Genomic DNA, 14251 nt, shown 5'->3' with positions numbered 1-14251 from the left:
GTCAGGGAGGGCGGGGGGAAAATCCCCCGGCCAACGACGCGACAGCCGGCACGGATACCCATGGGCGACGCCGATGTCGTCATTGTCCACGGCACTCCCCATCATACCCGTTCCGTGATCAGTTCTTCCTTTCGCCTGGCCATGGCGGGTGCTCTTCGCGGAATCTGCATCATGACACCCTATTTTGTACCCGGCCCGCGGATCGTGCGGTCCATGCTCCGAGCGGTTCGGAGTGGTGTCAGGGTACAGCTGATCATACCCTCGGTCAGTGATCTCCCTCTGGTGCAACTGGCGAGCCATGCCTATCTGGCTCCGCTGCTCCGGGCTGGTGTGGAGATTTTTGAACGTCAGGGAACTATTCTCCATGCCAAGGTGATGCTCATTGACGACTGCTGGGTTACTATGGGCTCGGCCAATCTCGATTACCGCAGTTTTCATCGCAACCATGAAATCAATGTCATCATCGACAGCCGGGACTTCGGGACGCAGGTGCAGGCGATGTTTGCCGAGGATCTGCGGCAATCCCGGCGGGTCATCGGGGGCGAGTATGAAGGGAGAAGCCTGTTGGAACGGGTGCTGCAATGGCTCCTCAGTCCGTTGAGCCGTTTTCTTTGACCTGAATACGTGAGCGAACGTCCCGAAGGGCGGCTGGTGAAGGGTATTGACACGGATTCCGCGGCAAATATAATTTGAGGACAGCAAGATATATCCAAAAATAGATCCAAAACAAGAGTCCAGTCGTCACGGATTCAAGGAATAAGGAACAGAATGACAACATATAGCCTTGGCATCGATACCGGCGGCACATACACCGATGCCGTTCTCATGCAGACAGAGAACGGTGAGGTCGTTGCCTGGAGCAAGGAGCGGACCACGCCCCATGACCTCAGCATCGGGGTAGGCCGGGCTCTGGCCGCAATCTTCCGGCAGGAAGTCAAGCCGGAGAATGTTGCGCGCGTGGCCGTCTCAACGACCCTGGCAACCAATGCCGTGGTCGAGGATCGGGGGGCCAGGGTCGGGCTGTTTGTTTTTGGTCATGTCCGTCATTTCAAGTTGCCGGTGGTGGCCAATATTTTTCTCAAGGGTGGGCACACCATTACCGGTGAGGAGGATGAAACGCTCGATCTCGAGGGGTTGGTGGACACCTTGGCCGGCCTGGCCGGTGAAATCGACAGTTACGCGGTCTGTGGGGCCATGAGCATCAAAAATCCTGCCCACGAACTGGTCGCCCGGGAAGCGATTAATCTGATTGACCCTAAACCGGTCTTCTGTTCCCATCAGGTCTCCAGTCATCCCGGGATGCTGGAACGCTCGGCCACCGCCTGCCTCCACGCTAAACTGATGCCGCTTATGACCGAATTCCTTGCTTCGATTCAGCGCTCGATGCTGGCGGTCGGGTTGTTCTGTCCGGTCACCATCATCCTTGGCAATGGTCGCGGGGCGGATCTGGAGCAGGTCGTCGACCGGGCAGCGGTCACCATGGCCAGCGGGCCGGCGGCCACCGCCCGTTTTGGCGCTGCTGCCGTTCAGGGCAATGCTCTGGTGGTTGATGTCGGCGGTACCACCACTGATGTCTGTCTGATCCGGGAGGGTGTGCCGCAGCTCAATCACGAGGGTTGCGTCATCGGTGAATGGAGGACCCATGTTGAGGCGGTGGACATGTACACATCGGGGACAGGTGGAGACAGTCAGGTTGTCTGCCAGCGGGATGGCACCATCAGCTTGAAAAAGACCCGGGTGCAGCCGCTGGCTATGACCGCGAATCTTCCAGATCCCAGTGAGTGGCTGGATGGGGAGTTCGAGGCCTGCCTGATCTTACCGGTTCCGGGCCTGGACAGGACCCTGCTTGCCGGCGACCAGGTGCTGGCGTATCTTGATCGGCAAGGACCAGCAACACCGCGTCAGCTGGCACAACAGACAGGTCTTTCTCTGATATATCTGGAAAAAAAACTGGAGCGTCTGGCCTTTCTCCAGCAGATTGTGGTGGCCGGCTTCACACCCACGGATGCCTTGCATGGGCTGGGCATCCTCACCATTGGCGATGGCAGGGCCAGTTGCACGGCGGCCTCGATCCTGGCCCAACAGGCCGGGCTGACAGCGGAGAGGTTTTGTCGGCACGTGGTGACGGAAACCGAAAAGGCGATTGAAGGGATTCTGCTCACGTATCTCTGCCGGACGATCTGGGCGGGTGACCAGGCGGTTCCCCTGCTTGATCGTCGGGACAATGAGCTGTTCTCCATGCACTTTTCTCTGAAGCTGCCCCTCATCGGCATCGGGGCCGCGGCCCGGTGTTTTCTGCCCGGAGTGGCCCAGAGGCTGGGCACGACGGTTTCCTTTCCCCGGTACTGTGAGGTGGGCAACGCGGTGGGAGCGGCCCAGATCGGTCTGGATGCCTGAAAAAAAGAGGTATGACCGGTAGGTGGTAGGTTGCGGGTGAGGAACGAACCCCAACAGAAAGACCGTTGTTTATTGCCGCCATTATCAGGGCTCCTCGTCTTCTGGGATCACCTCATAGGCCTGGAGCACTTCCTCGGGAATGGACACCGGCCGGCCGCTGTCGATATCGCAGAAAAGGAACAGCGTGGCCGCGGTCGCCAGGACGGTCGCATCGTCGGGTCGGTAAAATTTGAATTTTCGCAGGGATCGGATTCGGGCAAAGGAAGACACCCAGGTGTGGATACGGATGGTCTCGCCGGCATAAGCCGAGTGACGATATTCAATGCTGTGGGAACGGACGATCCAGGTCCTGCCCATCGTGGCATACCGTTCCTGAGGCCAGCCGAGTTGTGCCGAATGGAAGATGGCCGCTTCCTGCATCCACTGCACGTAGCGGACATTGTTGACATGCCCGTTGCTGTCGATGGCGTCCACCGGCACCACCAGTTCCATGGTTCCGATAGCGGGCATGGCTACTCCCTGGCGGCAGGGGGAAAGGCATCCAGATTGCGTCCCGTGGCGGCCAGCAGCTGCTGTTCGGCGAGGTTATAGGCGACCAGCGACAGGGCCAGGCGTCCGAGGGTCGTGTTGAGGTCACGCTGCGCCTCGTTGAGCCGGACCAGGGACGCCTCGCCGGCTTCAAATTCGCTTTCAGCCAGATCACGATTCTGCTGCACTAATTCCACCGTTTCTCGCTGCAGATGGACCTGTTCCCGGGCCGAGGCCAGCAGGGCCAGATCCTGCTGGATTTCCGCGGCCACTGCATGACGTAATCCTGCCAGGGTATAGGCAGCTTCTCTTTTTACCTGTTCCGATTCCACTCGCCGGGCGGTGTCGGCCCCACCGGAGTAAAGATTCCAGCGGAGCCGCACCCCTACCAGGCTGCCGAAATCATCGCTGGTTAAACCGGTATCTCCCTCACGCAGACCCTCGACGGCGCCGACAAGCTCTAGATTGGGATACAATGGGGCTTTGGTCTGGCCGGTGACAGCCTCGGCCTGTTTGATCGCCAGCTCCAGGCTGCGGATATCCGGGCGGATGGCCAAGGCCTCAAGGATCAGTGGGGCAGGATCTTCTCCCAGCTCCGATACGCGGATCTGCTGTTCCTGGTCCAGGGGTTCCAGGCGGACATGGGCTGGGAGTCGGGCATCCGGCAGTCCCATGAGGGCGGCCAGTCCATAGCCGGCAGCCTCGAGTTCGCGCTGAAAGCGAATCAAATCGTTGCGGGCGGAGTTGAGCTGGATTCTGAAATTGAGCACATCTCCCCAGCGGCCGGCACCGACCTCGTAGCGATGTTGCGCGTCTTCGAGTTGGCGTAGATAAAAGGCCTCGTCGGCCCGGGCGATATCGATATTGGCCTGGGCCAGCTGGGTGTTGAGATAGGCCGTGGCCACGGACGCGACCAGCAGGCGGCGAGTGTCGAGCAGACGTTCGTCGGCGGATTGGGCGCCGTAGGAGACCTCCCGATCCTTGAAGGTCCGGAAAAAACCGTCAAAGAGAACCCAGGTGGCCTGAAGACCGGCGGCGTAGGTGTCCGTGGTTCGGTCGGCGCTGCCACCCATCAGCGCGGCCAGCGCCTTATTGTCTTCGTAACGTGCATCGGCCAGCCGTTGCCAGGTTCCGGATCCGGAAAGATCGAGACTTGGCCGCCAGGCGGCCGAGGCCTGGCGGACTCTGGCCCTGGCCTGTTCGATCCTTGTCCTGGCGGCGGCGATGTCGGGATTTTCCGCCAGGGCAAGGCGCTGCGCGGTATGGAGATCAAGCAGCTCCACCTCGGCAAGCGCCGCTGCGGCAAGCGTTTCTTCTTCGGCCTGGCCCGTTGTGGTCAGGCAGCAGAGCAGCATGGTCAGTGCTGCCAGTAACCGTTTCATGATAATCTCCGCTTGAGGTGGTCTTGGGCTGTGCCGTTTGAGGATGGCTGGTACAGGGTATTGTCAAAGGGTTTTTCGGGAACTATAATTTTAAAACAGTGCTATATGCCCAAGACAAGCGCCCAGTCGTCACGGATCCAAGTGGTTCTCTCGATTTCAGTACAGGTCGAATTTTTTCAGCAGGTAGATGGCTGTAAAGAAGGAAATGATGATAACAGCCACCCAGGTAACAGATAAAAAGATGCTCATTGTTCCCTCCGAAGCGGGCGGTGAAAAGTTCACACGAACTGCCCGGTGCGGCAGTCCGTGCGGATTCAGTTTATCCTGAATCCGTGAGCGTTCGTCCGTGCGTCAGCTTCGTTGTACGTGACCGTTCGATTAAAGTACACTTTATCGGACGGTTACGGGCAATGAAGATGGCGTGCGGACGGATGCCCCGAAGGGCGGCTGGAGAAAATTTTTATCAAGGGTTTATCTGCAATTATACTATAATTACAGCAAAATATGCCCAAAACAAGCGTCCAGCCGTCACGGATTCAGGTCAACGTCAATACGAGGAACGGTCCTCGGTATCCTCGATGGTCATTTTCTTTCTGTCCATGAGCCACCAGACATAGCTGATATAGGCGAGGACCAGGGGAATCACCATGGCCACGTAGGTCATCACCGTCAGAGTGTACGGGCTTGATGAGGCGTTATAAATAGTCAGGCTTGATTGCGGGTCGGCAAGGGAAGGATAAAACGGGGTGCGATTCAGGGCCGGCAGGAGGAAAACCGTCAAACCGATGAACACTGTCCCGGGACCGCTGAACCAGATTCCTCTTGTTTCGCCGACAATACTGGTCTTCCAGGCACCGACGAGCAGCAGGCCCACGCCGCCGACCAAGAGCAGAATGAGCCACGGATTGGCGATGAGATTACGCAGAAACTTGAAGGAGATGCTTTCGATGGTGCCCTGATCGTCAACGATTCCATATCCGCGCATGAACAACAGGGAGCCGACAATGACGAGGAGAAAGGGCAGGGAAATGAGACAGTTCAGCCGGCAGGCAGCCCGCAGTCGGCCGGCCATTTCCGGCGCATGGCCGAGTTCGATATTGCTCACCAGGTACATGGCGCCCAGGGTCCGGGCATTGAAAACCAGAAACAGGCCCAGGGAAATATTGAAGACACTGGCCAAAGACAGGCTGAAAACGGCTTCAAGTCCTCGGTACGGATGGGTCCAGGTGACAAAGTTATTGGCGTCGAGGACAAAGTTGGCCCCGGTGTACAGGGTGCCGACCGCCGCGCCAATGAGCAGAATGCCGAGGACCCCATTGATGAACAGGAAAAATTCGTAGACGGAACTGCCGAAAATGTTCCATGGCTTCTTGCGGAATTCGTAGCTGACCGCCTGGATGATGAAGGAGAAGAGAATCAGCATCCACACCCAGTACGCACCGCCAAAAGAGGTCGCGTAAAATTTGGGAAAGGAGGCAAACAGAGCCCCGCCGAACAGGACCAGCGTGGTAAAGGCCAGTTCCCATTTGCGGCCCAGGGAATTGATCACCAGGTTTTTTTCGGTTTCGGTCTTGGCAACCTGCCAGAGCAGGCTCTGCCCACCTTGGACAAAGGTGAGAAAAAGAAAGAGGGAACCGACCACGGCCACGATCAGCCACCACAAATGCTGCAGCGTTGTGTACTCGAATGCAATCATGTTATTTTTCCTCCGGGCCGATGATGATCTGTTTGGTCAGGATGCTGATCTTGGCAAGAAACAGCAGCGTGAACAGGGCAAGAAACAGGAAAAAGGTGGTCTGTACCGTTCCGGTGGTCAGGTTGGTCCGTGCTATGGTTACCGGCAGCAGGCCCTGGATGGCCCAGGGCTGACGACCGACCTCGGCCACGATCCAACCGGCCTGGGAAGCGATCATGCCGAGGACATAGGTGATGGTGCCGAATCCCAGCAGCCATTTCCTGGTCTCCAGGGTCCCCTTGTAGGAAAAATACAGATAGGCGAGGAAAATTAGCGGGAACAGGGTGCCGAGAGCCACCATGATATGGAAGGCATTGAAGGTGAGTGCCACCGGCGGGATAGCGTCTTCCGGTCTGTCGAGATACCCGTAGCCAAGGAATTCCTTGAACTGGTTGAATTCGGCGAGGTGGACGGCGGCAGCCTCCGCGTCGCCGTTGGCCCGGGCTTCTCTCAAGGCGTTCAGGCTGGCGACCGCCTGCTTGCCCCGGTACATCTTCTGCGCTGATCCAAGGATGTTTTCCTCGGCATTGCCATACACCAGATCTTTCATGCCTGGCACAAAGGAATCAATGGAGCGGTTGGCCAGGAGTGACAGGGCCCCGGGGATTTGGAGTGTCCGGCCGACAAAGGCTTCCTGCTCGTCGTATACCTGCTTATCCCGGTTGATGATGCCGAAGGCCACCAGACCGGCTCTCCGTTCGCCCTCGTACAAGCCCTCGAATGCCGCCAGTTTCATCGGCTGCACCTGGGCAATTTCATAGGCGGATTCGTCACCGTTGAAGATGGTGAAGGCCGAGGCGAAGAGACCAAAGATCGCGGCTACCACAATGGAGCGTTTGGCCAGCAGCACATGACGTCCCCGCAGCAGGAACCAGGACGACACCGAGAGGACGAACAGCGAGCCCATGATCATCGAAGAGCTGGTGGCGTGGACGAACTTGTTGATCGCATAGGGAGAAAAGATCACGGTGAAAAAGCTTTCCATTTCAAAGCGCGCTGTCTCCGGATTGAAGACCTGGCCGATCGGATACTGCATCCAGGAATTGGCTATCAGAATCCACACCGCGGACAGGCTTGAAGCTGCAGCCACCATCCAGGTGGAGAAGAGATGGAATCCTTTGGAAACCCGGTTCCAGCCGAAAAACATGACCGCAAAGAAGGTGGCTTCCAGGAAAAAGGCGACAATGCCTTCAATGGCCAGCGGGGCACCGAAGATGTCGCCGACCATCCAGGAGTAGTTGGACCAGTTGGTGCCGAACTGGAATTCGAGAATGAGGCCGGTGGCAATGCCGATGACAAAGTTGACGGCAAAGAGTTTCATCCAGAATTTGGTGAGCCTTCTCCACTCCTCACTGCCGGTTTTGAAGTAAATAGTATGATAAAAAGCCAAGATCCATGACAAGCCCAGCGTCAATGGTACAAAGAGCCAGTGGTACATGGCGGTCATGGCGAATTGCGCCCTGGCCCAGTGAACCATGCTCGGATCAATATTTTCGACCATAATTACTCTCCTTCCCGGGGATAGATGGAACCTTGGACTGATTGATGGTATTGATTCTTCGGTCGTATAGTCGGTCGTATAGTTGGTCGCCGGTGGCCACCGGTTCGGTATGGGATCAATAGACTTTCGTATATTTGATTCGATTCAGGCTGTCAAGGAGTAACCGTTCCCTTGTATCCGTGAGCGTTCATCGGCACCACAACTGCAGACAACCAACGTGTAAATGATAGTCACCTTGCCGCGTTCTGTCCACTCATGGCCCCGAAGGGCGGCTGGTGAAAGGTATTGTCAAGGGTTCAGCTACAAATATAATCTGCTGACAGCAAGATATATCCAAAACAAGCGTCCAGCCGACACGGATTCAGGGTATCCAAAACAAGCGTTTAACCGTCACGTATTGAGGATGACCGCGATGGTCAGGCGGTTTGTACCCGACCTTCCTTTTTGAGCATTTTTTTTCGTACTCTGCCCATCTCTTCCATGTCAAGCAGGTAGGTGTCGGCCCGGTCGAGGTAAAAAGACAGGGGCCTGGCAAAATTTTTCCCGACCAGACCATCGACGAAAATCCGGCTGATTTCCTTCTGCCGCTTGAGGATCAGTTGTGAACGATAGAAAATGAGCCATTCCTCATTAGACATTTTCGCCACGGTCATTTCAAGGGCCTTGCGCGCCCTGGGCTGATACATCCAGATATACATGAGATCCAGTGCGTTGACGATGAACACTTTTTTCAGATCGCGAGCTTCCTGGCGAATGGCAGTGATCATGTCTCGTGGTGATTGCAGTCGGTCGAGCACATCTTCCTCGGGAAAAAGGACTTCGAGTCGGGCGTACACGGCAAACAACCGGGAGATTTTCTCCCGGTAATCCTTGAGACGAATGCGGATATTGGTCTGGCGGTCAGCCAGGCCCTCAATCACCCCGGCCACACAATCAGAGGCCAGTTTGGAAATTACCGCGGCCCACTTCTGCAGTTCCTGCTCCACTCCAGGAACCGAGGCCATGTGCAGCAGGAAACCGATGGTGGCATTAAAGAGAATCGCCAGGGGGATGGAAAGGATTGAGCGGAAAAAATTGCCCACGGCCGCACTCTTTGGTAATCCGCGGAGGATATTGTGGCTGGTGATGTAGATTCCGTTGACCAGGGCCATAACCGAATAGAGCAGTACCGGGTTGGTGGCGGTGGTGACCGCGAACTGCTGCTCCAGCAGCAGGGTTTTTACCAGATAATCGAGCAGGGGGACGGAAAACCCTGTGAAAAAGAGGGATTCGGCAATCCGGCTCCAACTGACCAGAGAATTCCAGGGGAGCAGGGGCGAGCGTTTCAAGCCGCCACCACCAAGAATGGACTGAATGATGTTCCGTCCCCCGGTGATACCGAACCAGATGAAAGCTCCCATATAGGCGAGCACCCACCAGTCCTTGGTGAGGCTGAAGGTGAGGAAGGCTGGAATGAACCCGATGATCACCAGCAGTATATTGCGGAGGTGGGTGTTGAGATATTTGTCGGGCCGATCGATTTTTTCCGTGGTCCGTCCGGACAACGGTATCTCCTCGGGATGGACACTGGTGCGGAGGCCCCCCAGGGTCGCTATGTTGCCGTCAACCCCGGTATGGATATCAAATCTGTCCAGGCTCCAGTCCTGCCAGTGACTGCCGGCCCGTCCTCTCAGCGAAAATCGGTTGCGGATTTGTTCCAGCCATGACAGGCTCACCGTGTTGCCGGTGCGGACATGGTGGTGGCTGATCATATGCGCCGTCACCGGAATGAGTTTGCGCTGACCCTCCCGATGAGCCGAGAGCACCCGTTTTCGGGCCTGTGGGGGCAGGGTATTGAGGACTACCAGGCCCATGCCGAATTGAAATTGCGATTGTCCGGTGGACCCGGTGCCGATACGGCTGCCAAGATATCGCTCGTTGTAGTAACTATGAAACGATTCGATATTGAGCAGAATGTCGACCAGCAGATCCTTGCGTTGATTCATCTCTGCCAGTTCCACTCCTCTTCTCTCCCGTGACTCGTCATCGCAGGTCGCGTAGAGTTTCTCCGCCCTTTCCCGGGACTGTTCAAAATCCCAGATGATCGAGCGAATCACGCTTTTGAGACTGATGACATTGTCTTGGTTGAGGGCTTTCTGCAGGGCATGGATTTGCTGATAATTGTGCTCCGGATTGGTAATATCCACGGCGCTGCCGGCGAAGCCGCTGTTCTTGACCGCTGCCTGCGAGGTCATGCCGTAGGCGAAATCCTTGAGGTTGAACGCTTCGACATGGGTGATCCGCCCCTTGCAGGTATACAGCAGTTCCAGGGTGTCCTCGATGGTGAGATTACTCAGGTTGAGCGTAAAACGGGAGCTGGAATGCATGGCCGCCAATCGGCTGAGCAGTTCGGGAGGCCTCAGCTGCATGAGGGCCGGCATCCCTTCTTCGTGGGGGACGGAGGGGTCGTGCAGGCTTGGATTGCGGCTGGGATGGAGGAATCGGCTGATCAGTGTTTCCTGAGCAAGAGCGGCCATCTTGGTGGCAGCAGCGTTCAGCAGCGCTTGCCGTTGTCCGGCTTGGTCGGGATATCCGGTCTCGACCTGCTGGAACTCTTCCTCAAGCAGGGAACGGAAGTTGTTCTGGATAAAGGTGGCCAGGTGAAGGAGCGAGGGTTGGCCGGTGCCGACGAAGTGGATGAAATCCTTTTCCTTAAGTTCACCACACTGCAGGGAAAGCTCCCTGTTCAAGACCGGACGGTGCGTGGTGTTGAATTCCTGAAGCACGTCAAAGACGTAGCGTTGCTGGTAGAGCGAAATCCGCCTGCCCTGTTCCATCATCTCCTCAACCACCGCTTCATTGAGAAACTGGAGGAGATTGCTGGAGTTATAAAAACCATCCAGCTCCCAGATGAAACGAACAAATTTATTGCGGAACGGGGCAGGTAATTCAATGCCGATGCGGACATGGATATCAAGGATGGCTGCGGCTTCCAGCAGTTCCTCGGCCACTTCCCGGTCGATATGATTGTAATAGACGACCGTCAGTTTACGAATGCCCTTGATCCAGGCGTCCATGATCAGGTGGGTCGGTGATTTTCTTCCCTTGGTATTGGCATCGTGGACATGGTCGTCAAAGGCAAACTGGTTCCATTCTTCAGGCATTTCAAGCAGATGATATTTTTCCAGTTCTGCCCGCACCAGTCGTGGCTTGCCCGTGCAGACCATACGGAAGTCATGGGCCAGTTTGAGCTGCCGCAGTTCGTTGCCCTTGCTGCGCACCAGTTCCTTCATGATCTGGGTCAGTACCCGGGCGGTATTCTGGGCATAAAAAGTGGTGGCGGAACTGAACACCTCGGCGCGCAGGGCACGGAGGGCTATCAGGCGGTCCCTGGCTTTGTCGGCCTCAAGCGACCCCAGCAGTCCGGCAATGGCATAGGCCACACGCAGGCCGATGGGCGCCGCCATCTCCTTGATGCCGTGGGGATGCATGTACGGTGCCATCAGTTTGCTCACGGACCGGGGTTTTGCCTCCCGTTTGAGCACGTCGTTGACGATGTCGAGCAGTTTATGGTCGTTGAGGTCAAAAAAGAGCCGCGAAGGCTTTTGGTCCATGAAAAACAGCTCCTGGAGTGAAACGAAGGATCTCGGGTTTATGTCAATATCCTGGATCCGTGAGCGTCCAGCCGTCACGGATTCAGGAATGTGTTACAAATGATCACAGCATAAATACAACCCAAACAAAAGTCCAGCTATCACGAATCCAGGGCGCCTGAAGCCGCGCACGGTGGGGGCCTGAATCAGCAGGCATCCCGCTCGGTTACGAGATATGCTAAGATGGAGTCGGCGGGGACCGGGCGGGAAAAGTAATAGCCCTGGGCCTCCTGGCATCCCAGCGCAGCCAGATTGTTCAGCTGGGATAGGGTTTCCACGCCCTCGGCCACGACATTGAGATGCATCTGGTGGCTGATGGCAATGATGGTGGCGACAATACCATTGTTGGATTCCAGATCATCAATGAACTGTTTATCGATTTTCAGGGTGCTGACCGGCATCTTGTTGAGGTATCCCAGCGAAGAATACCCGGTGCCGAAATCGTCAATGGAAAAGAGGATGCCCATACTGCGCAGTTTGTGCATGATGTTCAGGGTATGCTCGACATCCTTCATGGCCGTGGTTTCAGTGATTTCAAATTCGATGAAGCTGGGGTCGACCTGATAGCGTTTGAGCAGATCCTCGACAATGTCGATAAAATCGGCATTGAGGAATTGGCGGGGGGAAATATTGACGCTGATCGGCACCGCAACCCGCTGTGCGCGCATGATGGCATGGAAGGCACAGCTTTCCTCCATGACAAACAGGCACAGGTCATCGATGAGGCTTGATTCCTCGGCTATGGGGATAAAGACGGCGGGACTGATGATTTTGTTGCCTTTTTGCCAACGGATAAGGGCTTCCAGAGAAGAAGTTTTCCCTGTGGCTATGTTGACTTTGGGTTGATAGTAGACGATAAATTCCCGGTGCTGCAGGCCAAAGCGGATGCCGTTTTCGGTGCGTAATTTGTGGTACAACTCGGCATGCATCTCCTGGGTGAAGAGGACGTAGCGGTTCTTTCCCTCCCGTTTGGCCCGGTGCATGGCCATGTCGGCGCTGCGAATCAGCTGCATGCTGGTTTCGCCATCACCGGGATAGATGGAGACCCCGATACTGGCGTTGATATAGATTTTTTTAAAGTCGAGGAGAAAAGGTTTTTTCAGCAGCCCGAGGATGCGGTTGGCGGTTATATAAATCAGGGCGTCATGATCGACCTTTTCCAGCAGGAGAATGAACTCATCACTGCCAAGGCGGCATAGGGTGCCGTTTTCACCCAGTAAGGCGGATAATTTCTGGCTGACCTGAATGAGCAGATCGTCGCCCAGGTGGTGGCCAAAGACATCATTGATGTTTTTAAAATTGTCCAGGTCGATGAAAAAAATGACCACCTTTTCACCTTCGGTCCTGGCCTTGATCAACGCCTTGCCCAGTTTGTTTTCGAGAAAGGTTCGGTTGGGCAGGCGGGTGAGCAGGTCGTGGTAGGCCATGAAGGCAATTTGCTTCTCCCGTTTTTTCAACTCGCCGATTTCGAAAAAGGTGGCAAAGTAATAGAGAATCTCCTTACGTTCGTTGCGGATGGAATTGATGGCCAACCACTGCGGATAGACGGTGCCGTCCTTTTTTTTATTCCAGATTTCTCCTTCCCAGCGTCCTGTTCTGGTCAGGTTGTGCCACATCTGGTGATAAAAAGCGGCGTCATGATGGTTGGACTTGAGCAGGTTGGTGTTCTCTCCGAGCGCTTCACTGGCCTCATATCCGGTTATGGAGGTGAAGGCGGTATTCACCGCCAGGATTTTAGCGGTGTTATCGGTGATGAGGATCCCTTCAGTGGCATTGTCGAAAATGGTCTTATAAATCCGCAGGAAGCGTTCGGCGCTTTTGCGGAACTGAACTTCCGTGTCCAGTCGGGCGTTGGTTGTTTGCAGTTCGCGGACATACTGGTCGAATCGGGAGACCAGAAAGGTGGTTTCGCAGCCGCCTTCATAGGCGGTGTGCGCGTTTGTATCCGGCACTTCAAGCCGTTGCGCAAACCGATGCAGCGGGGCGGCGATCAACCTGCTCAGAAAGAGAGCAGCGTAGATCGACAAAGACGCACCGGTCAGCAACATCAACATGATCATGGTCCTGGCAGAGAACAGTCCCGGCTCGATTGCACTCTTGGGAACGGTCAGGCCGACGACGAGACCGAACTGGGGTATGGACCGGACTAACAGTACGTTCTCCTCGTGTCCTGGTTGAGTTGGTTCCTGCCATTGAGAGGGGAGCAAAAGGGTGTTATCGGCTGCCAGGACGATATTGTCAGTCTGCATCCGCGCTGTCCACTCGATTTCGTTGGTGGGGCGATCGCGGTGCGGATGGGCAAGCAGTTCGCCTTGATCACTGAGCAGGAAGGCGTATCCGGATCCGCCATAGCGAAAATCGGTAATCCGTTTTTCGATGGCCTGGAAGTCGACCATGTCGGCGAATTCTTTCCGGTAGCAGGCAACGGCAATGATCCAGTCCCACGGTTTGAAATGGACCATCTGCACAGCCTTGGGTTGTTCCGTGCCCTTCGACGGGTGCTGCCATGCATATTCGAGATAGCCGTTTTTTGTTGCAACCAGCAGGGAGATCAAAGGCTGGGCGTACTTGTATTCCTCATGCTCAAAGACGTTTTTGCCTGTCAGTTCAGTCATGGGATGCAATTGGATGACACCCTGGGAATCAAGACAGTAGATATATCCGGAAGGGCCTATTTGCTCAGCGCGGAAAAGGTCGATGACCATCCGGCGAGCCTGATGTTCACTGATCTCTCCCTCCAGGTATTGCTGATGATACTTTTCGGCGATGTGCAGGTTTTTTTGGGCAACAGCGGAGAGATATGCGTGGATAGATGCGTCGATCGATGCCTCGATCATGTCAACGATGGCTGTGCCTGCGGCTTCCATGCCCGTCCGAGTTCCGGCGTGGAGACGGTCAACGATATGGTGGAGCGTGAGACCGGATAACAGCAGCAGCGGCAGGATAAGGAAGAGGATATTGCCAACGACTATTTTTCTGCCCAGGGACCATTGGCGCAGACTCGGCATGAAGAGGGCAAATGGTGAGAGTCGCATGATGGGTGATCTTGCCTGAAAAAGGAACACAGAAGGCCGGA

At 55.8% G+C, this 14251-nt stretch carries 8 protein-coding genes; 2 read left to right on the top strand and 6 right to left on the bottom strand.

All coding sequences use genetic code 11. The features are described from left to right. The coding region (locus tag JWG43_RS13975) for a phospholipase D-like domain-containing protein (protein ID WP_240193597.1) at window positions 1-615 on the top strand (615 nt) is incomplete at its 5' end. A 153-nt stretch (window positions 616-768) separates the two neighbouring features. Further along, window positions 769-2397 (top strand): hydantoinase/oxoprolinase N-terminal domain-containing protein, encoded by a 1629-nt coding sequence (locus tag JWG43_RS13970; protein WP_205243562.1) that lies wholly within the window; start codon window positions 769-771, stop codon window positions 2395-2397. An 84-nt stretch (window positions 2398-2481) separates the two neighbouring features. Here the strand turns inward: JWG43_RS13970 and JWG43_RS13965 are convergent, their stop codons facing one another. From JWG43_RS13965 to JWG43_RS13940, 6 genes are all read right to left on the bottom strand, one after another. After that, window positions 2482-2907 (bottom strand): acyl-CoA thioesterase, encoded by a 426-nt coding sequence (locus JWG43_RS13965; RefSeq protein WP_205243561.1) that lies wholly within the window; start codon window positions 2905-2907, stop codon window positions 2482-2484. Window positions 2908-2909: 2 nt separating this feature from the next. After that, window positions 2910-4307 carry a TolC family protein gene (locus JWG43_RS13960; protein ID WP_205243560.1) on the bottom strand — a complete coding sequence of 466 codons (1398 nt, stop codon included), beginning with the start codon at window positions 4305-4307 and terminating at the stop codon, window positions 2910-2912. Window positions 4308-4854: 547 nt separating this feature from the next. Then, the gene (locus JWG43_RS13955; protein ID WP_205243559.1) at window positions 4855-6003 is read right to left on the bottom strand and encodes a cytochrome d ubiquinol oxidase subunit II; all 1149 of its coding nucleotides are present in this window, start codon (window positions 6001-6003) and stop codon (window positions 4855-4857) included. A gap of 1 nt (window position 6004) precedes the next feature. Then, window positions 6005-7543, bottom strand: coding sequence for a cytochrome ubiquinol oxidase subunit I (locus JWG43_RS13950; RefSeq protein ID WP_205243558.1), 1539 nt, complete (start codon window positions 7541-7543; stop codon window positions 6005-6007). A gap of 416 nt (window positions 7544-7959) precedes the next feature. Beyond that, window positions 7960-11136: a hypothetical protein gene (locus JWG43_RS13945; protein ID WP_205243557.1), complete on the bottom strand. Its 3177-nt coding sequence runs from the start codon at window positions 11134-11136 to the stop codon at window positions 7960-7962. A gap of 185 nt (window positions 11137-11321) precedes the next feature. Next, window positions 11322-14210, bottom strand: a complete 2889-nt coding sequence (locus JWG43_RS13940) for a bifunctional diguanylate cyclase/phosphodiesterase (RefSeq protein ID WP_205243556.1) — start codon at window positions 14208-14210, stop codon at window positions 11322-11324. Window positions 14211-14251: the final 41 nt, after the last annotated feature.

The sequence above is a fragment of the Desulfobulbus alkaliphilus genome (assembly GCF_016918545.1).
Taxonomy (GTDB): Bacteria; Desulfobacterota; Desulfobulbia; order Desulfobulbales; family Desulfobulbaceae; genus Desulfobulbus; species Desulfobulbus alkaliphilus.
This window is presented reverse-complemented; position numbering and strand designations above follow the sequence as displayed.

Bases quoted from the DNA above. Each gene is read 5' to 3' on its own strand.
- JWG43_RS13970 (WP_205243562.1), top strand. From the start codon at position 769: ATGACAACATATAGCCTTGGCATCGATACCGGCGGCACATACACCGAT.
- JWG43_RS13965 (WP_205243561.1), bottom strand. From the start codon at position 2,907: ATGCCCGCTATCGGAACCATGGAACTGGTGGTGCCGGTGGACGCCATC.
- JWG43_RS13960 (WP_205243560.1), bottom strand. From the start codon at position 4,307: ATGAAACGGTTACTGGCAGCACTGACCATGCTGCTCTGCTGCCTGACC.
- JWG43_RS13955 (WP_205243559.1), bottom strand. From the start codon at position 6,003: ATGATTGCATTCGAGTACACAACGCTGCAGCATTTGTGGTGGCTGATC.
- JWG43_RS13950 (WP_205243558.1), bottom strand. From the start codon at position 7,543: ATGGTCGAAAATATTGATCCGAGCATGGTTCACTGGGCCAGGGCGCAA.
- JWG43_RS13945 (WP_205243557.1), bottom strand. From the start codon at position 11,136: ATGGACCAAAAGCCTTCGCGGCTCTTTTTTGACCTCAACGACCATAAA.
- JWG43_RS13940 (WP_205243556.1), bottom strand. From the start codon at position 14,210: ATGCGACTCTCACCATTTGCCCTCTTCATGCCGAGTCTGCGCCAATGG.